Origin of the sequence: Massilia sp. GER05, assembly GCF_052056005.1 — a bacterium.
GTDB classification, from domain to species: domain Bacteria; phylum Pseudomonadota; class Gammaproteobacteria; order Burkholderiales; family Burkholderiaceae_D; genus Telluria; species Telluria orientalis.
Genome location: NZ_CP178858.1, coordinates 6413712 through 6434689, shown reverse-complemented (window position 1 = coordinate 6434689; position 20978 = coordinate 6413712). Strand labels below are relative to the sequence as shown.

Sequence of the window (20978 nt, the reverse complement as noted above, 5' to 3'; positions counted from 1 at the left end):
AGGCGCCGCCGCCGTCGAAGGTGCCGATCGTTCAAAGCATCACGGGCCGGTCCGGCAATTCGTTCGGCCGCGCGCCGCCGGACGGGAAATGCTGGCGCAGCAGCTGGTTCACCTGGGCGATCGCGGCCAGGGTCGCCGCGTGGAACTCGCCGCGGGCGAAGCCGCGCGTCATCGTGTCGCACACGCCTTGCCACGTGGCCGCGTCGATCTTGCGGTCGATGCCCCGGTCGGCAATGATATCGACCTTCCGGTCGGCAAGATTTACGTAGATCAACACTCCGCAGTTGTCTTCGGTATCCCAGATGCCGTAGTCGGCGAACAGGGCGATGGCGCGCTGGCGGGTCGTCACGCCGGCCCACGCGAGCGACAGCGGCATGCCTTTTTCGACGATCAGCCGCACTTCGCCGCGGTGCGTTTGTTCGCCCCCCGTGATGGCTTCCATGATCGCCGTGAGGGCTTCCGGCGGGAACGCGCGCTCGGCTTCGTTGCGCGTGCTGAGTAGATGGCGCAGGGCGCGCCGCAGGCGGTTCGGTTCGTCCATCACCAGTCTCCCGAGGCGCCGCCGCCGTCGAAGCTGCCGCCACCACCGCCCGAAAAGCCGCCACCGCCGCCATCCGAAAAGCCGCCAGAAAAGCCGCCGCCGCCGCCGCGCCAGCGGTCGTTGTCGTGCTGGTGGGCCGCGTTGGCGAGGATGTTGCCGAGGATGAAGCCGGTCGTGCCGCTGCCCCAGCCGGCGCCGTAGCGGCCGGGCTGCGCGAGGTGCGTGCGGCGCGGGCGGAACACCGAACGCAGGACGGTGATGCCGACGAGGATCAGGAAGATGCTGACGACGATGTTGGGGCCGTCATCCTCCTGTTGTTGCGCGGTCGGCTGCGCCTGCGGTGCGGGGAATTTTTCCTCGTTCAGCAGGGTGGCGATGGCGCCCACGCCCGCGACGAGGCCGCCGTACCAGTCCTGCTGGCGGAAGTGCGGGGCGATCGTGTCTTCCAGAATACGCTTCGATTGCGCATCCGTGAGCACGCCCTGCACGCCGCGCCCCGCCTCGATGCGCAGGCGGCGCAGCGCCTTCGGATTGTCTTTCGCAACGACCAGCAGCACGCCGTCGTCGACGCCCTTGCGTCCAAGCTTCCATTCGTCGGCCACGCGGATGCTGTACTGCTCGATGGCTTCCGGTTCCGTCGACGATATCAGCAGCACGGCGATCTGGCTGCCCGTCTTGGCCTCGTAGTCGGCCAGCACGCCTTCCAGTTTCTGGCGTTGGTCCGGCGTCAGCATGCCGATCTCGTCGGTGACGCGCGCGCGCAACGCCGGCACGGGCTTGAACTGCTGGGCGTGCGCCTGGCAGGCCAGCAGCAAGGTCAGCATCCAGGCCCACAGCAACCGCGGCAGGGCGTTCATGGCATGGCCTTATTTGCCGAAGTTGACGGTCGGCGCCGTCGAAATGGCTTTCTCGTTCTCGACCGTGAACGACGGCTTGGCCTGGTAGCCGAACATCATGGCCGTCAGGTTGGTCGGGAAGCTGCGGACCGTCACGTTATAGTCCTGCACGGCTGCGATATAGCGCTGGCGGGCCACCGTGATGCGGTTCTCCGTGCCTTCCAGCTGCGACTGCAGGTCGCGGAAGCTGGCGTCGGCCTTGAGCTGCGGATAGTTCTCCGACACGGCCATCAGGCGCGACAGCGCGCTCGACAGCTCACCCTGCACCTGCTGGAATTTCTGGAAGGCTTCCGGGTTGTTCAAGACTTCCGGCGTGATCTGGAAGCTGGTCGCGGCCGCGCGCGCCCGCGTGACGGCTTCCAGCGTCTCCTTTTCATGCGTCGCATAGCCCTTGACCGTGTTCACCAGGTTGGGAATCAGGTCGGCGCGGCGCTGGTACTGGTTGACGACCTCGGCCCACGCGGCCTTGGTGGCCTCGTCCTTGGCCTGGAACTGGTTGTAGCCGCAGCCCGACAGCAGCGTGGCGGCCAGTACGGCGGCCAGCAGCATGCCGGCCCAGCGCGTGAACAGGGAAGGTTTCATCTGAGGACCCGTAATTAGTTGTCGAATGGCCAAAATATAACCGAAATGCCACAGCGATGGCGAGACAAACGGGCGGAAGGCTACAATAGAGGGTTTGCAATCAGATCAGAGAGCCGCCCATGAACTTCATCGACAAACTGAACGCCGCCTGGAAGCGCAACGATTCCCTGCTGTGCGTGGGACTCGACCCGGACACGGCCCGCTTCCCCGCGCACCTGCAGGGCCGCCCCGACGGCATCGTGGCGTTCTGCAAGGCCATCATCGACGCCACCGCCGACCTGGCCTGCGCCTTCAAGCCGCAGATCGCCTATTTCGCCGCCCTCGGCGCGGAAGACCAGCTGGAAGCCATCTGCCGCTACCTCCGTGAGAACTATTCCCACATCCCGCTGATCCTGGACGCCAAGCGCGGCGACATCGGCGCGACCGCGCACCAGTATGCGCGCGAAGCCTTTGACCGCTATGGCGCCGACGCCGTCACCGTGAACCCGTACATGGGCTTCGACTCGGTCGAACCGTACATGGAGTGGAAAGACCGCGGCGTGATCGTCCTGTGCCGCACGTCGAACGCGGGCGGCTCCGACCTGCAATTCCTCGACGTGGGCGGCCAGCCGCTGTACCAGCATGTGGCGCGCCTCGTCGCGGAGAAGTGGAACAGGAACGGCCAGTGCGCCCTCGTCGTGGGCGCCACGTTCCCCGAAGAACTGGCGCAAGTGCGCGCCATCGTCGGCGACATGCCGTTGCTCGTGCCCGGCATCGGCGCGCAAGGCGGCGACATCGAGGCGACCGTCAAATCGGGCCGCACGGCCGCCGGCACGGGCATGATGATCAATTCCTCGCGCGCCATCATCTACGCGCAGCCGCAGGGCGATGAAGACTTCGCCGCGGCCGCGCGCCGCGTGGCGCTCGCGACGCGCGACGCCATCAACGCGCACCGCGGCTAAGAGTCCGTCCCAGTAGGCGGGGGGCGGGGGGGACCCCGCCCCTGTGCCCACCATGCGTGAGCGCGACGCATACGCTTGGTGGGCGGAGGGCCGCCCACCCTACCGTATCTGGCCGTCCCCGCGCTGGCGGGCGACAGCCAGGTAGCGCATCCCGACCGCCAGCGCCGCGAAGCCCGATGCGGCGGCGACGCCCAGCGCCCAGCGCGGCCCCACATGGTCGGCCACCCAGCCGACGATGGGCGCGCCGATCGGCGTCGTGCCCAAGGCAATGCCGAGCCGCAACGCCATCACGCGGCCGCGCATCGCGGGTTCCGTGGACAGTTGCAGCAGGCTGTTCGATGTATTCGTGAAGGTGAGGGCGGCCACGCCCGTGAGCGCCAGCGCGGCCGCGAACCACAGGTAGCCGGGCGACACGGCCGCCAGCGCGCAGCCGGCGCCGAACACGCCGGCACCGACGACGAGTGCGCTGAACCGGGTATGCTCGCGGCGCGCGGCGAGGAGCGCGCCGACGACGCTGCCGACCGCCATCGTCGACGACAGCAGGCTGTAGCCCCGCGCATCCGTATGGAACACCGAGACGGCCATCGTGCCGATGAAGATCGGGAAGTTCAGGCCGAACGTGGCGATCAGGAACAGCATGCCCAGCAGCGCCATCAGGTCCGGCCGCTTCCATACGTAGCGCACGCCGTCCAGCATGCCCCGCCCGCCTGCGCTCCCGGGCGCGCGCGGGTGCAGCTCGTCCTTGCGCAGCCAGGCCAGCGAGCACAGGACCCCGACGTACGACAGCCCATTGACGACGAATGCCCAGCCGGTGCCGACGCCGGCGATCAGGAGGCCGGCGGCCGCGGGACCGATCATCCGCGCGGCGTTGAACGACGTCGAGTTCAGCGCGACCGCGTTGGGCAAATCGGCATCCCCGACGAGGTGCGCGACGAACGTCTGGCGCACGGGCGCGTCGAAGGCCGATGCGCAGCCGAACAGGAAGGCGAACACGTACACGTGCCACAGCGCGACGACGCCGGCCAGCGTCATCGCGCCGAGCACGAGGGCGAGCGTGCCCATCGCGGTCTGGGTGACCATCATCAGCTTGCGCTGGTCGACGTGGTCGGCGGCCCAGCCCGTCCACGGCAGCAGGAGTAATTGCGGGCCGAACTGCAGGGCCATCACGGTGCCGACGGCCGACGCGTTGTGGTGCGTCAGTTCCGTCAGCACGAGCCAGTCCTGCGCGGTACGCTGCATCCACGTGCCGACGTTGGAGACCAGGGCGCCGATGGCCCAGAGGCGGTAATTGAAGTTGCTGAGCGAGCGAAAGGCGCGGGACATCGAGGTGTGAATGGTGGGCATTCGAGGCCGGGCGCCTCAAATGAAACGTGCCCACCGTCATGCCGGTCAGTACCGGCTGGGGGCGATCATCTCCGCGTAATCATACAGGGCTCCGAGGATTTCTTCAGCGCGCTCGTCCGCCGTCTCGGACAGCGCGTCGATCTCGGCAAACAATTGATCGATCGTGCGCGCACCACCCGCGCCGTCGAACAGGCGCGCGGCGCGGTGGTCTTCCCAGGCCTGCTGCTCGTCCTCGCCCAGCGTGTGCGGGAAGTTGCGGGCGCGGTAGCGGAACAGCAGGTGCGACAGGCGCTCGTCCTCGAACGACGGGCGCAAGGTCGCCAGCTTCGGCGCGGCTTCCGCGCGCAATGATTCCAGCCGGCGCCGGTCGCCGTTCGAGACGAATCCGCCGTACAGGTCTTCGTCGACGTCGACGCTGGCGGTGACCGCCTCGCGCTGAAACACCTTCTGCCAGATCGCCGTCATGTCCGGCCCGGCCGCGGCGCTGCGGGCGTGGGCGAGGCATTGTTCGACGTCCAGTTCCCACCGGGCCGCCATCTGTGTGCTGAGCGTTTTCAGGTTACCGACCAGCATCGGCGACTTGTTCAGGTGCACGCTCTTGATCGGGAGGCGCGTCATCCCTTCCGGCATGTCGGCGGCACGGGTGAACAGGCGCTGGCGGATCGTCTCGACGTTCAGGTTGAACAGTTCGGACGGGTCGTGGCGGCAGTCCCACACGAGGACTTCGTTCTTGTTCGTGGGATGCGTCGCGAGCGGCCAGACGACGCCCAGGCAGCCGCGCTCGGCCGGGAACATGCCGGATACGTGCAGGAACGGCTGGCGCAGTGCGCGGTCGAGGTGCAGGCCCATCTGTTCCGCGACCTTGTCCTTGCGGCGCAGTTCCAGGCAGAAGTCGAACAGCTTCGGCTGCTTGCTGCGCAGCAGGCGCGCGAGCGCGATGGTGGCGCGCACGTCGGACAGCGCGTCGTGCGCGGCGTCGTGCACGAGGCCGTTGTCGCGCGTGAGGTGTTCGAGCTTGAAGCTGGGGCGGCCATCGTCGTGGCGCGGCCACGTGATGCCGTCCGGACGGAGCGCATAGGCCATGCGGACGACGTCGAGCATGTCCCAGCGGCCGCAGCCGTTCTGCCATTCGCGCGCATACGGGTCCATCAGGTTGCGCCACAGCAGGAAGCGCGTGACCTCGTCGTCGAAGCGGATCGTGTTGTAGCCGACGCCGATCGTGCCCGGCTCGGAAAACGCGGCGCAGATGCGGGCCGCGAATTCATGCTCGGGCACGCCGTGTTCCAGGCAGTGCTGCGGCGTGATGCCGGTGATCAGGCAGGCTTGCGGGTCGGGCAGGTAGTCGGGCGCCGGCTGGCAATACAACATGATCGGTTCGCCGATCTCGTTGAGGTCGGCGTCGGTGCGGATCGCGGCGAACTGTGCGGGACGATCGCGCCGCGGTTCCGCGCCGAAGGTCTCGTAGTCGTGCCAGAGGAAGGTGTGGTTGCTCATCGTGGCGCCATTCTAACGTGCATGATTCGCACGGCCTAGCACCGGCTCAATCCGGCTTTGGGAACCTTAGTGAACTTCAGGTGCCGATCCGGTCGCGGCCTGCTTCCTTGGCGCGGTACAGCGCGGCGTCGGCGGCCTCGACCAGGCCCCGTTCGTCCTGGCCGGGCAGCAGCGTGGCGACGCCGAACGATCCGGTGACGTGCGGCAGCGGCAGGCGCATGTCGTCGAACACGACGGCCTCGCGCATGCGCGCGCACAGGCGCTCGGCGACCGTCAGCGCCTGCGCCTGCGGGGTGGCGGGCAGGATCGCCATCATTTCTTCGCCGCCGTAGCGCACGGCGAAATCGGTCGGGCGCAGGCCCGCGCGGATCACGCCCGCGGCCGCGCACAGGGCGGCGTCGCCGGCGATGTGGCCATGTGTGTCGTTGAAGCGCTTGAAGTGGTCGAGGTCGATCATCACGAGCGACAGCGGCCCGCCGTCCTGGCGCGTGCGCGTGACGAGCTTGGGCAGCGCGTCGTTCAGCCAAGCGCGGTTGTACAGGCCCGTGAGGCCGTCGTTGAACGACAGCTGGCGGTAGAACTCGCCCAGCTTCTGGCGCCGGCGCAGGCGGGCGTTGGTCGCGCGGATGCGGAACGACAGCAGCCGCAGCAGGTTGCGCGCCACGCCGTTGTGCCCATCGATCAATTGCCACACGCGGTCGGGTTCGATGACGAGCAGCTCGCTGTCTTCCAGCGCGACGATGGCGTCGAGGTTCGCGGCATCGTCCAGCACGGACTGCTCGCCCACGCTTTCGCCCGGCAGGATGCGCTCGACATTGCCTTCGCCCAGCGCGCCCTCCACGGCGAGGCTGCCCGCGAGCAGGATGTAGAGGCGGGCGCGCAGGCCGTCCTCGAGCGCTTCGCCCCGCGGCAGCCGCACGAGCCGGGAATCGGCGAGCGCTTGCGTGACGGCGGGATCGTCGATGTCGCGAAAGAGCTGCAAGTCGCGAATGCGGTAGGGGGATGCACCGAAGGTGCCGGTTACGATCATCGGATTGACTGCCAGGCGACAACTTATATTGACAACCTCGCATGATACCTGAACGAAATACCAGCGCCGAAGCTTGGCGCCGATAAACAACAGTGTTTCAATGGCGGCATGACTACCACCCCCGAATTCCTGGTCGACGCCCTCGGCCACCAGCACGCACCCGCGCCCGCAGCGCGCATCGTCTGCCTCGTGCCGTCGATCACCGAGCTGCTGTGCGACCTGGGCCTCGCCGGCAAGCTCGTCGGCCGCACGGGTTTCTGCATCCACCCACGCGACGTGGTCGCGGCCATCCCCAAGGTGGGCGGCACGAAGGACGTCAACATCGAGAAGATCCGCAAGCTCGCGCCCACGCACGTCGTCGTCAACATCGACGAGAACGCCAAGCCGACCGTCGAGGAACTCGCCGGGTTCGTGCCGCACGTCGTCGTCACGCATCCGAACACGCCGCGCGACAATGTGCCCCTGGCGCGGCTGATGGGCGGGATCTTCGGCGCGGAAGAGGCCGCCGCGCGCTGGTGCCTTGCCTTCGAGGCCGAGTACGCGGCGCTGCACGCGTCGCCGAAGGGACCGGCGCGCACGGTGCTCTACTGCATCTGGCAGGATCCGTGGATGACGGTGTCGAAGGACACGTATATCGCGAACATGCTGGCCGAACTGGGCTGGCGCGTGCCGGACCTGGGCACGGACCGGTATCCGCGCTTCGCCTGGTCGCAGGCGCTCGTCGACGGGCTCGACGCCGTGCTGCTGTCGACCGAGCCTTACCGCTTCACGGAAGAGCACGCGGACGCGCTGGAAAAGCAGCTGGGGATTCCCGTGGTTCTCGTCGACGGCGAGATGATGTCGTGGTACGGCAGCCGTGCGCTGGCCGGGCTGCGTTACCTGCAGACGCTCAAGTAAAGGCCGGGGCCGCGCCGCGGCGGGCCCACACGTTGCGCAGCCACCTGGCCACCGGCTTTTCGACGCAGCGGTGCACGACCAGTGCCGCCACGCAGGCCACGGCCACGGCACCGGTCAGCAGCAGGGCGCCCGATCCGGCGTAGTGCAGCTTGCGCGCGGCCTCGACGGCGATGCTGATCGCGATGCCGTGCGTGAGGTAGAGCGGATAGGACAGCGCGCCCAGCAGGCCGCCGATGCGGCCCACGCGCAGGTTGCCGGCGGCCTCGGCCGCGACGAGGCCAATGATGATGCAGGCCGAACTCACGCCGTACAGCACGACCGGCAACAGGCCGTGCTCGGCCATGCTCTTGTAGAGACCGGTGTCCTCCACGAGGCCCGTGGCCAGGAAGGCGAGGCCCCCCGCCAGCGCGAGCAGCCGCGGGAAGCGGATCGTGCGGTGGCGCAGCACCCACGCGACGCCCATGCCGAGGAGGAACAGCAGGTTGTACGGGGAGGCGAGCGTCCGGACGGTGTCGCCGAACAGCCCGGCCGGCAGTTGGAGATCGACCACGCGCGCCGTGCAGAACAGGATCGCCCAGGCAAGCAGCACCCAGCGGCTCACGCGCACGCGCCAGATGGCCAGGCCGAACAGGGCGTAGAACAGGACTTCGTGGACGAGGGTCCAGGACTGGATCAGCATCGGCAACTGGCTCTGCGGCAACAGCAGCACGGATTTCACCCAGTAATCCCACGCGAGGTTCCCCGCGAACCAATATTTCGCGGTGATCAGGACCATCACGACCAGGTACAGCGGATAGATGCGCGTCGCGCGCTTCCACACGAACGAACCCAGCCTGCCGGGACGGTCGAGGTCGGCATGGTGGATGTAATAGATGATGTAGCCGGACAGGACAAAGAAGAACGGCACGCCCGCGTGGCCGAAGCCGAAGAAGCCGCCGAACGGCGCGCCGCGTTCCGGCTGGGCCAGTTCGACGACGTGCGATCCGTGGAAGAAGGCGACGAGCAGGGCGGCAATGCCGCGGGCCGCTTCGATGGTCAGGAGCTTGTCGGTCCGGGCGACGGGTGTGGGTTGTGCAGTCGTGGTCATGATGCTTGCAGTTGTCCGGACAAGCGTATATGGACGCTCCGGATGACGCAAGCATATTTTAATTTTTGCAACACTTTTGGCGGGCAACGGACTGGCGGCAGTCCGTTGCCCGCGACTGCGATCAGGAATTGCTGGTCAGGTCTTTATCGGACTCGGCGTCCACGGGCAGCGGTTCGCGCTTGTTCTTGTCGTTCAGCCGGCCGATGGCGCTGTCCAGGGCGCGCTTGAGCTTGCCGACGGCGCTCGTGATCGACTGCTGCAGGTTTTCCGCATGCGCATGCACGACGACGGGCGCATAACCGGAGACGAGCGCTTCCATCATGCAGTAGTTGCTGCCGTCTTCGTGCTTTTCCTTGTTCTCGTTGGAGAGGTGCACGTCCACGCGGCGCACGTGGTCGCCGAAGCGGGCGATCGCTTCTTCGACCATTGTGCGGACGCGTTCGTCGAGGCCCGAATGGCGCTGGATGGTGTTATCGGTGTTGACATTAACTTCCATAAACTCCTCCAAAAGTGGTCACATTTGCATCGATGTTACCCGCTCCGGAGAAAACCCGGCGTCCCGCACGCGCACTCAGGTGTTCACGAGGCTCGCCGCGATGTTCACGGACAGTCCGAGGATGACGAGGTTGAAGAAGAACGCCAGCACGCAATGGCCCAGCACGAGCTTGCGCATGGCGCGCGTCCTGACGGTCACGTCCGACGTCTGCACGGCGACCGACAGCGTGAACGAGAAGTACAGGAAGTCCCAGTAGTTCGGCTGCGTGTGCTGGTCGGGGAATTCCAGCGGCAGCGCGTGCTTGCTGGCCGTGTAGTAGATGTGCGCGTAATGGAAGCAGTACATCACGCCGACCAGCAGCCAGGAACCGATCACGGTCAGCGCCGTGAATCCGTAGTGCAGCGCCTTGACGTGCTCCGACGCTTCCTTCATGTTCGCCAGTTCCGTCACGATGGCATAGACGCTCAGGATCGCGCCGACGACGACGGCGCCCAGCACGGCGCCGCCGCTTTCGTCCTGCCTTTCGGCGATCGCGCGCACGCGGCTGTGGTCGGCGCGGAACATCGTCCACGCCATGATCAGCAGATAGGACCAGACGCCGCTGTTCCAGCCGATCAGGGCGCGCCGCAGGTCGCTGGAGTGTCCCAAGTTGCGGTCGGGGACGAGGATCCCGACCGCCACGCCGAGCATCAGCGCGCCGAGCAGGTACGGGCGGCTGCGGATGAAGCGCAACAGGAAGCCTGGCTGCTGTTCCATCACGCGGCCCCGGCCTTGGCCGCCTGTTCCGCCTCGTGGTGCGGGAAGCGGTCCATGCGCGACAGCACGGGGAACAGCTTCATCCACGTGCCCGTGACGACGAGCGTGGCGACGCCGCCGAACACGATCGCGCGCACCAGGCCGAACCAGCTCGCCGTCAGGCCCGATTCGAATTCGCCCAGTTCGTTGGAGGCGCCGATGAACACGGCGTTCACCGCGCTGACACGGCCGCGGATCTCGTCCGGCGTTTCGTACTGCACGAGCAGGTGGCGGATGTAGACGCTGACCATGTCGCCCGCGCCCAGCAGGAACAGCGCGGCGAGGGCGACATAAAAACTGTGCGTGAGGCCCGTCGTCACGGTGGCCGCGCCGAACAGGGCGACGCCGCCGAACATCCACGCGCCGACCTTGCGCGTGATGGGCCAGAACGCGAGCGCGATCGAGCACAAGGTGGCGCCGGCGCCGGGGGCCGTGCGCAACAGGCCCAGGCTCGTCGGCCCGGCATGCAGGACGTCGTGCGCATACGCGGGCAGCAGGGCGGTGGCGCCGCCGAACAGCACGGCGAACAGGTCGAGAGAAATGGCGCCCAGCACGATCGGCCGCGACCACACGAAGCGCAGCCCTTCCAGCAGGGTGTGCCAGCTGACGGGCGCCTTGCTTCTGGCCTGCGGCGCGCTCTTCGTGCCGGCCATCAGCAGCACGGCGATGACGAGCAGCGTGCTCGACACGGCATAGACGACGTTCGGCCCGAACACGTACAAGAGGCCGCCCAGCACGGGACCGGCGATCACGGATACCTGGAACGTCGACGAGCTCAGCGCCACGGCCTGCGAAAAGTCTTGCGTGGACACGAGGTTGCGCAGGACGGCCTGCGAAGCGGGCTGCATGAACGCGCGCGCGCTGCCGAACAGCACGAGCACGGCGTAGACGGGCCACACGGTCTTGCTGCCGGACAAGGTAAATGCGACGAGCAGCAGGCTGCACAGCAGTTGCGTGGCCATGCACGCGAGAACGATCTTGCGGCGGTTGTGCGTGTCGGCCACGTGGCCGGCCCACAGGATCAGGACGAGGAACGGGGCGAACTGGGCGAGGCCGATCAGGCCGAGGTCGAACAGGCTGTGCGTGATCTGGTAGACCTGCCAGCCGATGGCCACGCTCTGCATCTGGACGGCGAGCGTGCCGAGGAAGCGCGAGGAGAGGTAGAACGAAACGTTACGGTTGCGCAGGACGGCAAGGCGCCCTGTCGGAGAAAGCACGGACATAGGTTGGGAGAGGGAATGGCGGGAATGCAACCCTCATTGTGCCCGATGTCGGGGGAATGCGCTGTCTTGACGCTTGCGCAGGGTGGGCGGAGGCCGCCCACCCTACCTCGAAGGTGGCCGTAGGGTGTGGGCATCCCGTGCCCACCAGCCAGGCTGCGGTTTATTTCTTGACGAACCGGATCGCGAACTTGTCGTCCGGCGCGCCCTTCATTTCGAAGAACGGCTGCTCGCGCGGGTCGGACGGCGCGCGCAGGTAGTCGCTCTTCGCGTCGACCTTGAAGCCGGCCTTCGTCACCTCGTCGACGACCGTGTCCTCGTCGATGCGGTGCAGGGTCTTCGTCGCCGTGAGGCCGCTGCCCTTCTTCGCCGCGTTGTCGATGATGACGAGGTGGCCGCCCGGCTTGAGGGCGTCGTACAGGCGCTTGTTCAGCGCGGCGCGGTCGGCCGGCGTGTTGGCGATGTCATGGTACGACATGTTGATCGTGACGAGGTCGAGCGGCGGCGTGCCTTTCGGGACCGGATCGTTGAAGTCCGCGACGACGGCGTGCAGGTTCGGCAGCGTGGCCTGGCCCAGGCGCGCGTCCAGCTTGGCGTTCGGCTTGGCGTTCTGGGCCCAGACCTCGCCCTTGGGGCCCACGGCCGCCGTCAGCAGGGCCGCGGTGGCGCCGCCGCCGGACGACACGTCGAGCACCTTCATGCCCGGCTTCACCTGGGCGAACGCGAGGAATTCGGCGGATTTGCGGTGTGCGTCGCCCTTGCGGTCGTCGTCCGTGCGGAGCGGGCTGGCGAGGACGGTTTGCCAGCTGTTGCCCGCCTGGTCGGCGGCGTGGGCGGGGAGGGCACCCGAAAGGAGAGCTGTCGATACGAGGGCGGCCGACAGGGCGAGCAGGACAGGGGCACGGCGGAGCGTCTTGTACATGTTATTCGACCCTTTCTTGTTTGGTAACCGGCCGGTGCGGCCGGGGCAAACGGGAACATACTCCAAATCCTTGTCGAGATATACAGGAATCGCGTCTGCATGTGCGCCCCGCCCGGGGACGTCAGGACTGGGCCAGGTCCGCTGCCGTCGTGAAGGCGTCGGCGTAGAACTCGTCGGCCGGCAGGCCGCATTGCTCGACGTAGTCGCGCCGCGCGGAATCGACCATGATCGGCGCGCCGCACGCATACACCTGGTGGTTCGACAGGTCGGGGATGTCCTGCATCACCGCCGCATGCACGAAGCCCGTGCGGCCCGTCCAGCCATCTTCCGACAGCGCGTCCGAGATGACCGGCACGTACGTGAAGTGGGGCAGCTCGCGCGCCCACTGCTCGCACAACTCGTGCATGTACAGGTCCTGCGGCCGGCGTCCGCCCCAGTACAGGGCGACGGGGCGTTCCGATTTCAGGTGGATCATGTGCTCGACGAGCGCCTTGACCGGCGCGAAGCCGGTGCCCGAGGCCAGCAGCACGATCGGCTTGTCCGACTCCTCCCGCAGGAAGAAAGTACCCAGCGGACCCTCGAAGCGCAGGATGTCGCGTTCCTTCATCGCCCCGAACACATGGTCCGTGAAGGCACCGCCCGGGAGATGGCGGATGTGCAGCTCGAGCGGGCCGCCCAGCGACGGCGCGCTGGCGATGCTGTAGGCGCGGCGCTTGCCGTCCTTGAGCATGAATTCGATGTACTGGCCGGCGCGGTAGGCGAGGGCTTCGTTGGCCGGCAGTTGCAAGGTGAGGATGGCGACGTCCGGCGCGGCGCGGCGGATGGCGGTGACGCGGGTCGGCATCTTGCGCACCGGGTACTCGCTGCTGCCGCCCACTTCGCGCGCTTCGATCACCACGTCGCCCTCGGGCACGGCGCAGCACATCAGCGCGAAGCCCTGCAGCTTTTCCTGCTCGGTCAGCGCGCGCGCCTGGTGCGGCTTGTGGTGGATCGTGCCTTCGACGACCTTGCCCTTGCAGGAACCGCAGGCGCCGTTCTTGCAGCCGTACGGCAGGCCGATGCCGGAGCGGATCGCGGCCGCGAGCACGGTTTCGTCCGCGTCGCAGTCGTAGTGGTGGCCGCTGGGCTGGACAGTGATCTGAAACGTCATACAATCCTCGAATGGATACAAAAAACAAAGTCAGGTTCAACAAGCCGCGCCTCCTGATCGTGGGCTGCGGCGACGTCGGCATGCGTTTGCTGCCGCTGGTGCGCGAGCGTTTTCGCGTGTTCGCCGTGACGAGCCAGCCCGCCCGGTGCGCGGCACTGCGTGCGGCGGGCGCCGTCCCCGTCGTGGCCGACCTCGACCGGCCAGCGACGCTGAAGCGATTGGCAGGACTGGCGCGGCGGGTCGTTCATCTTGCGCCGCCACAGCAGGACGGCGTGCTCGATTTGCGCACGCGCAATTTGACCGCCATTCTACCCGAGGGCGCGCGGGTGGTTTATGTCAGCACCTCGGGCGTCTACGGCGACCGTGGCGGCGCGGCGACCCCCGAGACGACGCCCGTCGCCCCGCGCAATGCGCGTGCGCGGCGCCGCGTGGACGCCGAACGCGTGCTGCGCGCATGGGCCGTGGCGAGCGGGGGCAAGGTGGCGATCCTGCGCGCGCCCGGCATCTATGCGGCGGACCGCCTGCCCATCGAACGGCTGCAGCGGGGCACGCCGGCGCTGGCGAGCGCGGACGACGTGTACACGAACCACATCCATGCCGACGACCTGGCGCGGCTGTGCGCGCTGGCGCTGTTCCGCGCCTGGCCGGGGCGCGTCTACAACGCGTCCGACGACACGCGCATGAAGATGGGGGATTATTTCGATCTCGTGGCCGACGCATTCGGCCTGGCGCGGCCGCCGCGTCTCGCGCGCGCCGAGCTGGAGAAGGCGGTGTCGCCGATGCTGCTGTCCTTCATGTCGGAATCGCGCCGGCTGGACAACCGCCGCCTCGGCACGGAGCTGCGGGCCCGGCTGCGCTATCCGCATGTCGGCGGCGGCATAAGGGCGTCTTAAGCATTTCGCAACTAACCCATGTATCATTCGGGTACGCCGTAGAGCGACCACACAAAGAACTTATATCTCCCGAAACTGGCTGATTTTCCATAACCCGCTATGGGCTGTGGAAAATTTCCCATGGATGTGACAAGCGAAAGACGAACATGCCCATCAGACGCATTCCTGACGGCGCCGAGTACGACCCGAACCGGGTCCTCGACGCCATCATCGATAAACTCAAGCTCAAGAACGACGCCGCGCTGTCGCGGCTGCTGGAAGTGGCGCCGCCCGTGATCAGCAAGATCCGCCATCACACCCTGCCAATCGGCGCCACCCTCCTGCTGCGCATGCACGAGGTGTCCGACTACAGCATCCGCGAGCTGCGCGCGCTGATGGTGCGGTCCCACGCGGAGACCAGCGTGGCCTGACCCGCTCAGGCGGCCTTGTCGGCGCTGTGCGGGCTGGCGCACCAGGCGGTGGCGCTGCCGCCCTGGGTCAGCTTGCCGATGTGCGGGCTCGCGCACCAGGCCGTGTCGATCGCGCGCCGGGTCAGTTTGTCGATGTGCGGGCTCGCGCACCAGGCGGTGGCGGCAGCGCGCTTGCCTGCGGTATGCGGGCTCGCGCACCATGCGGTCGCGCTGTCCGTCGCCTGGCCCGGCTCGACGTGCGGGCTCGCGCACCACGCGGTCGCGCCGTCCGCGGCCTGGGCGACGGCGCCCGGATACGCGTCGCCGAACGTTGCTTCGTACAGCTCTTTCATGCGGTCGCCGCTGGCGAGGCGGAACTGTTCGTCATCGTCGCCGCCCATGCCGACGTACGGGTAGTGGTGCAGGAAATAGCCGAAGGCCTGCTCGCAGTCGGCGGCATATTTCATCGTGTCGAGGATGTGGTAGTGCCAGAACGTGTCGACGTCGACCAGCGGTGCCGTGTCCTCGTCCGGATACATTTTCATCAGGCACAGGAAGCGGCGGTATTCCTTTTCCACGGCGTTGGCCTTCTCCAGGCTCCAGCCTTCGCCCGATGCCGCATGCATCAGCTTCATCTTGATCGGTTCCAGGTCGAGTTGCATCACGGCGTTAAACAGGTCGTTGGTGTTCATGGTCATCCTTGTCAAGGGTTCAGGAGTGGTCGGGCGTGTGTTGCATGTCCTCAATGTAGTTGAGGGAATTCGCCCAGATTTTGATATTTGTCAAACAAATAATATGAGTTGTTTGAACGGCTATGCAGAAGTTCGATAGTGGAGTAAGGCGAGCCGGTGAAATGTCAGATGACGGCCGAACCCGCGCCTTGTTCCTGTTCCTGGGAGAGAACGGGTTCGGGGCCGCCGATGACAGGCGCCGAGACCATGACGGTCGTGCCGCCGTCCGGCTCGCTGAACACGGCGCAGGTGCCGCCGAGGATCACGATGCGTTCCTCGATGCCGACCAGGCCGAAAGAGCCGTACTTGTTGCGCCCGCCCGGCGGCAGGCCGCAGCCGTTGTCGCGTACCGTCAGCGACAGCCAGCCGCCGTTCAGGCGCAGCTCCACTTTCACGCGCGTCGCGTTGGCATGGCGGACGATGTTCGTCAGCGATTCCTGCAGGATGCGGAAAAAGGCCGTCGCGCAATGGTCGGGCAGGGCGATCTCGCCGTGGTCGTCCTGGATGTCGCACTGGATGCCGGTGCGGCGCTGGAACTGGTTCACCTGCCACTCGACGGCCGCGGACAGGCCCAGGTCGAGCACGGTCGGGCGCAGGTCGTTGATGATCTGGCGCACGCTCCTGATCGTCGTGTCGATCTGCTGCAGCGTGGAACGGGCCCGCTTGTGCAGGTGGCTGTGCGTGTCCTGCGTGCGTCCGGCCAGCAGTTCCGCCTCGATGCGCAGGGCGAGCAGGCTCTGGCCGAGGTCGTCGTGGATCTCGCGCGCGATGCGCTTGCGCTCCATTTCCTTGATCTGGTACGCGTGGTCGGCCAGGCGCCTGAGCTTCTGGTGCGACAACTGCAGCCTGGCCTGGCTTTCGCGCAGCTCGCTCGTCATCTCCCGCGCCAGTTCGAGGGCGGCGCGGCGCGACGACGTGAGCGTGTGCAGCAGGGCATAGAGCAGGATCGAGCCGAGGAAGCCGAACGCCATCATGAGCTTCGGATAATAGGTGTCGAATTCCGTGTACAGGGCGGCCCTGGGCGCGCTGAACGTCGTTTTCCATGGACGGCCGTTGAAATCGAGCGGCAGGCTGGTCGTGAAGACGTCATCGCCGACGTCGAGCGCCGGCGTCGGCTCGGCGCGCGTGCCGCGGCTGTCGAACAGCGCGAGCGGCTTCGATACCGTAGGCTGGCCGCGGGCGTCGATGCCGGGGCCGACGTCGTACAGCGTCATGCGCAGGTTCGCGACCGGAACTTCGTCCATGACGCCGTTCAGCAGCTTGGGGATACTGAACGCGATGCCGAGCGAACCCGTGTAGGCCGCGCGGCGCTGGTCGACTGTGCGCAGCGGCACGCCTTTGCGGTAGACCGGCATACGCATGCCCACGTAGATGTTGTTCGGACGCGACAACATTGGGATCGGCGTACCGGTCGAAAATATCATGCCGCTATCGCGCTCTTGCAGCAGCAAGTTCCCGAAATAGCGGTTGGCCTTCAGGTCGATCGCATAGTAGTGGGCGCCCGGCGGCGCGGGTTCGACGAAGGCGACGACCAGGTACGACGGCCGGATGCCGGGCGGCATGATATCCAGGTCGACCGGCTTGCCAAAGATGTGCGACACGTCCGTGCGCAGTGCGGCAACGAACGCGTCGCGCCCGTCATGCGGCACCTGGACCGCGTAATTGATGTAGTCGACCGCCGGGAAGCTCCTGGCCAGGTCCAGTCCGGCCACGAATTCGTGGAAGCCCTGGTGCGTCAGGACGTCGGAACTCTGGATCATGCTGCCCGTGGCGCGCAACAGGTCCGTATACGATTTCACGCGGACCGTGATGACGCTTTGCGCATGCCTGGCATGGCTGATGAAACGGGCTTCGGCGTCGCTTTCGATGGAACGTGCCGTGAACAGATACAGCAGCGCGCCGACCAGGGAAGACAGCAATGCTCCGGCCCAGAACGAGAACCGGGTCACGGAAAAAGTGTCTTTCAGCGTCGTCGCCATCAAATACGCTTTCGAAAAGAATGTGTTCCAGCACGGCCGGATATGCAATGTTAATTTGTTGCAAAACTTGTGTCGAGTGTCGCGCGAAGTCCTTTGCACAAGAAAAAGCCCGCTCCGGAAACCGAAGCGGGCTGGGATGTTGCAGGAATTGAAAGGTGTTCTTGTGGCGGGTCAGGCGGTGGCCGCTTCACTGCGACCGGGCTGCGTCTGGACCCGGGGGCTGGCGCAATACGCGGTCGCCGCCACCGCGCCTTCGCGTGCCTCCTTGCGCGGGCTGGCGCAATAGGCGGTGCCGATCCGCGGGCTGGCGCAGTACGCAATCGCCGCCACGGCGCCTTCGCGTGCTTCCTTGCGTGGGCTGGCGCAGCGGGCCGTGCCGATCCGCGGGCTGGCGCAATACGCGGTCGCCGCCACGGCGCCTTCGCGTGCTTCCTTGCGCGGGCTGGCGCAGCGGGCCGTGCCGATCCGCGGGCTGGCGCAATACGCGGTCGCCGCCACGGCGCCTTCGCGTGCTTCCTTGCGCGGGCTGGCGCAATAGGCGGTGCCGATCCGCGGGCTGGCGCAGTACGCGGTCGCCGCCACGGCGCCTTCGCGTGCTTCCTTGCGCGGGCTGGCGCAGTAGGCCGTGCCGATCCGCGGGCTGGCGCAATACGCGGTCGCCGCCACGGCGCCTTCGCGTGCTTCCTTGCGCGGGCTGGCGCAGTAGGCGGTGTCGATCCGCGGGCTGGCGCAATACGCGGTCGCCGCCACGGCGCCTTCGCGTGCTTCCTTGCGCGGGCTGGCGCAGTAGGCGGTGTCGATCCGCGGGCTGGCGCAATACGCGGTCGCCGCCACGGCACCTTCGCGTGCTTCCTTGCGCGGGCTGGCGCAGTAGGCTGTGTCGATCCGCGGGCTGGCGCAATAGGCCGCCTCGATACGGGGGCTGGCGCAGTAGGCGGCTTCGATGCGCGGGCTGGCGCAGTAGGCGCCGGCGCCGGCGCCGTCCGCGGCCTGGGCGACGGCGCCCGGGTAGGCGTCGCCGAACGTGGCTTCGTACAGCTCTTTCATGCGGTCGCCGCTGGCGAGGCGGAACTGTTCGTCATCGTCGCCGCCCATGCCGACGTACGGGTAGTGGTGCAGGAAATAGCCGAAGGCCTGCTCGCAGTCGGCGGCATATTTCATCGTGTCGAGGATGTGGTAGTGCCAGAACGTGTCGACGTCGACCAGCGGTGCCGTGTCCTCGTCCGGATACATTTTCATCAGGCACAGGAAGCGGCGGTATTCCTTTTCCACGGCGTTGGCCTTCTCCAGGCTCCAGCCTTCGCCCGATGCCGCATGCATCAGCTTCGTCTTGATCGGTTCCAGGTCGAGTTGCATCACGGCGTTAAACAGGTCGTTGGTATTCATTGGTCATCCTCGTAGTAGTTAGTGAAGTACTGCTATCCCTAGTTATGGTTTTATGCGGTGAATCTGCCGCTTTCAAACAACATTTCCATTAAACATGTGATGACGCCCGGCAACTCTTCGTCAGATTTGCGGACGTGTCTTACACGTGCTCAATTTAGTTGAGGCAATTCACAGCGTTATTGATATTTGTCAAATAAACAACATTTGTTGCTTAGGTAGATACGCCAAAGCCTTTGGATAGGGTAGGCGTATCTGGAGAGAATAGCGGAGGGAAAGGAAGCCGGGGAGGGGGGAGTTAAGTCAGATGACGGATGAGCCGGAGCCGTGCTCGATCGGCGCGGGCAGCGGGCGGTCCGGACTGCCGATGACGGGCGCCGACACCATGACGGTCGTGCCGCCGTCCGGCTCGCTGAACACGGCGCAGGTGCCGCCGAGGATCACGATGCGTTCCTCGATGCCGACCAGGCCGAATGAGCCGTACTTGTTGCGCCCGCCCGGCGGCAGGCCGCAGCCGTTGTCGCGTACCGTCAGCGACAGCCAGCCGCCGTTCAGGCGCAACTCCACTTTCACGCGCGTCGCGTTGGCATGGCGGACGATGTTCGTCAGCGATTCCTGCAGGATGCGGAAAAAGGCCGTCGCGCAGTGGTCGGGCAGGGCGATCTCGCCGTGGTCGTCCTGGATGTCGCACTGGATGCCGGTGCGGCGCTGGAACTGGTTGACCTGCCACTCGACGGCCGCCGACAGGCCAAGGTCGAGCACGGTCGGGCGCAGGTCGTTGATGATCTGGCGCACGCTCTTGATCGTCGTGTCGATCTGCATCAGCGTGGCGCGGGCGCGCTTGTGCAGGTGGCTGTGCGTGCCCTTCGTGCGGCCGGCCAGCAGCTCGGCTTCGATGCGCAGGGCGAGCAGGCTCTGGCCGAGGTCGTCGTGGATCTCGCGCGCGATGCGCTTGCGTTCCAGTTCCTTGATCTGGTACGCGTGGTCGGCCAGGCGCCTGAGCTTCTGGTGCGACAGTTGCAGCTTGGTCTGGCTTTCGCGCAGCTCGCTCGTCATTTCCCGCGCGAGCGCGAGGGCGGCGCGGCGCGACGACGTGAGCGTGTGCACCAGGGCATAGAGCAGGATCGAGCCGAGGAAGCCGAAGGCCATCATGAGCTTCGGATAATAGGTGTCGAATTCCGTGTACAGGGCGGCCTTGGGCGCGCTGTAGGTCGTTTTCCAGGTACGGCCGTTGAAATCCAGCGGAAGCGTCGTGCTGAACATGCGCGTGTCGCCGTCCGCGAGCGGCGGCATCGGGTTCTTGCTGGTACCGTGGCTGTCGAACAGCGTGCGCGGCGTCCCCGCGGTTTCATGGCCATGGACGTCCAGGCCGGGGCCGATGTCGAACAGCGTCATGCGCAGCCCCTTGACCGGTATCTCGTCCATGACACCGTACAGGAGTTTCGGCACGCTGAACGCAATGCCCAATGACCCGACATAGGCGGCGCGGCGTGCCGCCACGGTGTCGGGCTTGGTGCCGAAATAATAGATCGGCATGCGCATGCCCAGATGGGTATCGTTGGGGCCGGACAAGGCAAGAATGGGTGTGCCGGAGGCGTAGACCGTGCCGTTGTCGCGCGACTCGGCCAATTGCTTGCTGAAATAACGGTTGGCCATCAGGTCGATGCCGTAATGGCCCGGGCCCGACTGGTCCGGCTCGATATAACTGATGATCAGATAGGCGTCGCGCTGCCCCGGCGGCACGATGTCCAGCGGCGCCGCGGCGTGGATGTGCCCTCCCATTTCCTCGCGCAGGTCGCTGAGGAAGGGCTGGCGCCTGTCGTCCGTGACGTACAGCGCAAAATTGATCGAATCGACCGCCGGGAAGTTGTTGGCGAGGTCCAACCCGAGCACGTATTCGTGAAGTTTGCGGTGGCTCAGGATGTCGGTGCTATGGATCAGGCTTCCGGTCGCGCGCAGCAGGTCGGTATAGGACTTGATGCGCACGTTGATGACGCTTTGCGCATATTTGGCATGGTTGATGAACCGTTCCTGGGCATTCGTTTCGATCGACCGCTGGGTCATCACGTACAGGGCGCTGCCGACGAGCGTCGACACCAGTGCGCCGGTCCAGAACGAAAACCGGTTAACGGAAAATGCGTCCCTCAGAACGGCCTGCATAATCTTCCCAGAGGCGTGCGGCCGAATCGCGTTCGGCGACACAAAGTT

Annotated in this window: 20 protein-coding genes; 4 read left to right on the top strand and 16 right to left on the bottom strand. The window is 66.5% G+C overall.

All coding sequences use genetic code 11. The features are described from left to right. Nucleotides 1-31: 31 nt before the first annotated feature. The 3 genes from ACL58G_RS28435 to ACL58G_RS28425 are packed head-to-tail and all read right to left on the bottom strand — an operon-like array spanning nt 32 to nt 1986. Entirely contained in the window at nt 32-541 is a 510-nt protein-coding gene (locus ACL58G_RS28435) for a TPM domain-containing protein (RefSeq protein ID WP_413387229.1), read from the bottom strand. Continuing rightward, entirely contained in the window at nt 541-1398 is an 858-nt protein-coding gene (locus ACL58G_RS28430) for a TPM domain-containing protein (RefSeq protein ID WP_440963883.1), read from the bottom strand. The genes ACL58G_RS28435 and ACL58G_RS28430 overlap by 1 nt, the downstream gene beginning before the upstream one ends. Before the next feature lie 9 nt (nt 1399-1407). Next, a complete protein-coding gene (locus ACL58G_RS28425) occupies nt 1408-1986 on the bottom strand; it encodes a LemA family protein (RefSeq protein ID WP_413343666.1) in 579 nt (192 codons plus the stop codon). A gap of 152 nt (nt 1987-2138) precedes the next feature. Here ACL58G_RS28425 and pyrF point away from each other — a divergent pair, with 152 nt between their 5' ends. Beyond that, nucleotides 2139-2960 (top strand): orotidine-5'-phosphate decarboxylase, encoded by an 822-nt coding sequence (pyrF, locus tag ACL58G_RS28420; protein ID WP_413387231.1) that lies wholly within the window; start codon nt 2139-2141, stop codon nt 2958-2960. Between the two features lie 99 nt (nt 2961-3059). On the opposite strand, the gene ACL58G_RS28415 is transcribed toward pyrF, so the two are convergent. From ACL58G_RS28415 to ACL58G_RS28405, 3 genes are all read right to left on the bottom strand, one after another. Next, nucleotides 3060-4304 (bottom strand): MFS transporter, encoded by a 1245-nt coding sequence (locus tag ACL58G_RS28415; RefSeq protein ID WP_413387232.1) that lies wholly within the window; start codon nt 4302-4304, stop codon nt 3060-3062. Between the two features lie 45 nt (nt 4305-4349). Then, a complete protein-coding gene (gene sbcB, locus ACL58G_RS28410; RefSeq protein WP_440963882.1) occupies nt 4350-5798 on the bottom strand; it encodes an exodeoxyribonuclease I in 1449 nt (482 codons plus the stop codon). Nucleotides 5799-5874: 76 nt separating this feature from the next. Beyond that, complete coding sequence (locus ACL58G_RS28405) at nt 5875-6828, bottom strand: GGDEF domain-containing protein (RefSeq protein WP_440963881.1); 954 nt, start codon at nt 6826-6828, stop codon at nt 5875-5877. A gap of 108 nt (nt 6829-6936) precedes the next feature. Here ACL58G_RS28405 and ACL58G_RS28400 point away from each other — a divergent pair, with 108 nt between their 5' ends. Next, nucleotides 6937-7725: a helical backbone metal receptor gene (locus tag ACL58G_RS28400; RefSeq protein ID WP_440963880.1), complete on the top strand. Its 789-nt coding sequence runs from the start codon at nt 6937-6939 to the stop codon at nt 7723-7725. On the opposite strand, the gene ACL58G_RS28395 is transcribed toward ACL58G_RS28400, so the two are convergent. From ACL58G_RS28395 to ACL58G_RS28370, 6 genes are all read right to left on the bottom strand, one after another. Next, on the bottom strand, nt 7718-8812 hold the full coding sequence (locus ACL58G_RS28395) for an acyltransferase family protein (protein ID WP_440963879.1): 1095 nt from the start codon (nt 8810-8812) through the stop codon (nt 7718-7720). The genes ACL58G_RS28400 and ACL58G_RS28395 overlap by 8 nt on opposite strands. 121 nt (nt 8813-8933) lie before the next feature. Beyond that, nucleotides 8934-9308: an HPF/RaiA family ribosome-associated protein gene (locus ACL58G_RS28390; protein ID WP_440963878.1), complete on the bottom strand. Its 375-nt coding sequence runs from the start codon at nt 9306-9308 to the stop codon at nt 8934-8936. A gap of 75 nt (nt 9309-9383) precedes the next feature. Then, nucleotides 9384-10064, bottom strand: coding sequence for a DUF1345 domain-containing protein (locus ACL58G_RS28385; RefSeq protein ID WP_440963877.1), 681 nt, complete (start codon nt 10062-10064; stop codon nt 9384-9386). After that, complete coding sequence (locus tag ACL58G_RS28380; RefSeq protein WP_440963876.1) at nt 10064-11326, bottom strand: MFS transporter; 1263 nt, start codon at nt 11324-11326, stop codon at nt 10064-10066. The genes ACL58G_RS28385 and ACL58G_RS28380 overlap by 1 nt, the downstream gene beginning before the upstream one ends. Nucleotides 11327-11486: 160 nt before the next feature. Then, complete coding sequence (locus tag ACL58G_RS28375) at nt 11487-12245, bottom strand: class I SAM-dependent methyltransferase (protein ID WP_440963875.1); 759 nt, start codon at nt 12243-12245, stop codon at nt 11487-11489. Between the two features lie 121 nt (nt 12246-12366). After that, the gene (locus tag ACL58G_RS28370) at nt 12367-13395 is read right to left on the bottom strand and encodes a CDP-6-deoxy-delta-3,4-glucoseen reductase (RefSeq protein WP_440963874.1); all 1029 of its coding nucleotides are present in this window, start codon (nt 13393-13395) and stop codon (nt 12367-12369) included. 11 nt (nt 13396-13406) lie between these two features. On the opposite strand from ACL58G_RS28370, the gene ACL58G_RS28365 reads away from it, so the two are divergent. Next, on the top strand, nt 13407-14288 hold the full coding sequence (locus tag ACL58G_RS28365; RefSeq protein ID WP_413387241.1) for an NAD-dependent epimerase/dehydratase family protein: 882 nt from the start codon (nt 13407-13409) through the stop codon (nt 14286-14288). 146 nt (nt 14289-14434) lie between these two features. After that, a complete protein-coding gene (locus tag ACL58G_RS28360) occupies nt 14435-14698 on the top strand; it encodes a hypothetical protein (RefSeq protein ID WP_440963873.1) in 264 nt (87 codons plus the stop codon). A 5-nt stretch (nt 14699-14703) separates the two neighbouring features. On the opposite strand, the gene ACL58G_RS28355 is transcribed toward ACL58G_RS28360, so the two are convergent. The 4 genes from ACL58G_RS28355 to ACL58G_RS28340 form a co-directional block, all read right to left on the bottom strand. After that, nucleotides 14704-15369 (bottom strand): glycine-rich domain-containing protein, encoded by a 666-nt coding sequence (locus tag ACL58G_RS28355; RefSeq protein ID WP_440963872.1) that lies wholly within the window; start codon nt 15367-15369, stop codon nt 14704-14706. Nucleotides 15370-15533: 164 nt separating this feature from the next. Then, on the bottom strand, nt 15534-17387 hold the full coding sequence (locus ACL58G_RS28350; RefSeq protein WP_440963871.1) for a CHASE domain-containing protein: 1854 nt from the start codon (nt 17385-17387) through the stop codon (nt 15534-15536). A gap of 171 nt (nt 17388-17558) precedes the next feature. Next, the gene (locus ACL58G_RS28345) at nt 17559-18773 is read right to left on the bottom strand and encodes a hypothetical protein (protein WP_440963870.1); all 1215 of its coding nucleotides are present in this window, start codon (nt 18771-18773) and stop codon (nt 17559-17561) included. 300 nt (nt 18774-19073) lie between these two features. Beyond that, complete coding sequence (locus ACL58G_RS28340) at nt 19074-20930, bottom strand: CHASE domain-containing protein (protein WP_440963869.1); 1857 nt, start codon at nt 20928-20930, stop codon at nt 19074-19076. Between the last annotated feature and the right edge of the window lie 48 nt (nt 20931-20978).

Excerpts from the sequence above, each read along its gene's own strand:
- ACL58G_RS28435 (WP_413387229.1), bottom strand. The coding sequence starts at position 541 with ATGGACGAACCGAACCGCCTGCGGCGCGCCCTGCGCCATCTACTCAGC.
- ACL58G_RS28430 (WP_440963883.1), bottom strand. The coding sequence starts at position 1,398 with ATGAACGCCCTGCCGCGGTTGCTGTGGGCCTGGATGCTGACCTTGCTG.
- ACL58G_RS28425 (WP_413343666.1), bottom strand. The coding sequence starts at position 1,986 with ATGCTGCTGGCCGCCGTACTGGCCGCCACGCTGCTGTCGGGCTGCGGC.
- pyrF (WP_413387231.1), top strand. The coding sequence starts at position 2,139 with ATGAACTTCATCGACAAACTGAACGCCGCCTGGAAGCGCAACGATTCC.
- ACL58G_RS28415 (WP_413387232.1), bottom strand. The coding sequence starts at position 4,304 with ATGCCCACCATTCACACCTCGATGTCCCGCGCCTTTCGCTCGCTCAGC.
- sbcB (WP_440963882.1), bottom strand. The coding sequence starts at position 5,798 with ATGAGCAACCACACCTTCCTCTGGCACGACTACGAGACCTTCGGCGCG.
- ACL58G_RS28405 (WP_440963881.1), bottom strand. The coding sequence starts at position 6,828 with ATGATCGTAACCGGCACCTTCGGTGCATCCCCCTACCGCATTCGCGAC.
- ACL58G_RS28400 (WP_440963880.1), top strand. The coding sequence starts at position 6,937 with ATGACTACCACCCCCGAATTCCTGGTCGACGCCCTCGGCCACCAGCAC.
- ACL58G_RS28395 (WP_440963879.1), bottom strand. The coding sequence starts at position 8,812 with ATGACCACGACTGCACAACCCACACCCGTCGCCCGGACCGACAAGCTC.
- ACL58G_RS28390 (WP_440963878.1), bottom strand. The coding sequence starts at position 9,308 with ATGGAAGTTAATGTCAACACCGATAACACCATCCAGCGCCATTCGGGC.
- ACL58G_RS28385 (WP_440963877.1), bottom strand. The coding sequence starts at position 10,064 with ATGGAACAGCAGCCAGGCTTCCTGTTGCGCTTCATCCGCAGCCGCCCG.
- ACL58G_RS28380 (WP_440963876.1), bottom strand. The coding sequence starts at position 11,326 with ATGTCCGTGCTTTCTCCGACAGGGCGCCTTGCCGTCCTGCGCAACCGT.
- ACL58G_RS28375 (WP_440963875.1), bottom strand. The coding sequence starts at position 12,245 with ATGTACAAGACGCTCCGCCGTGCCCCTGTCCTGCTCGCCCTGTCGGCC.
- ACL58G_RS28370 (WP_440963874.1), bottom strand. The coding sequence starts at position 13,395 with ATGACGTTTCAGATCACTGTCCAGCCCAGCGGCCACCACTACGACTGC.
- ACL58G_RS28365 (WP_413387241.1), top strand. The coding sequence starts at position 13,407 with ATGGATACAAAAAACAAAGTCAGGTTCAACAAGCCGCGCCTCCTGATC.
- ACL58G_RS28360 (WP_440963873.1), top strand. The coding sequence starts at position 14,435 with ATGCCCATCAGACGCATTCCTGACGGCGCCGAGTACGACCCGAACCGG.
- ACL58G_RS28355 (WP_440963872.1), bottom strand. The coding sequence starts at position 15,369 with ATGAACACCAACGACCTGTTTAACGCCGTGATGCAACTCGACCTGGAA.
- ACL58G_RS28350 (WP_440963871.1), bottom strand. The coding sequence starts at position 17,387 with ATGGCGACGACGCTGAAAGACACTTTTTCCGTGACCCGGTTCTCGTTC.
- ACL58G_RS28345 (WP_440963870.1), bottom strand. The coding sequence starts at position 18,773 with ATGAATACCAACGACCTGTTTAACGCCGTGATGCAACTCGACCTGGAA.
- ACL58G_RS28340 (WP_440963869.1), bottom strand. The coding sequence starts at position 20,930 with ATGCAGGCCGTTCTGAGGGACGCATTTTCCGTTAACCGGTTTTCGTTC.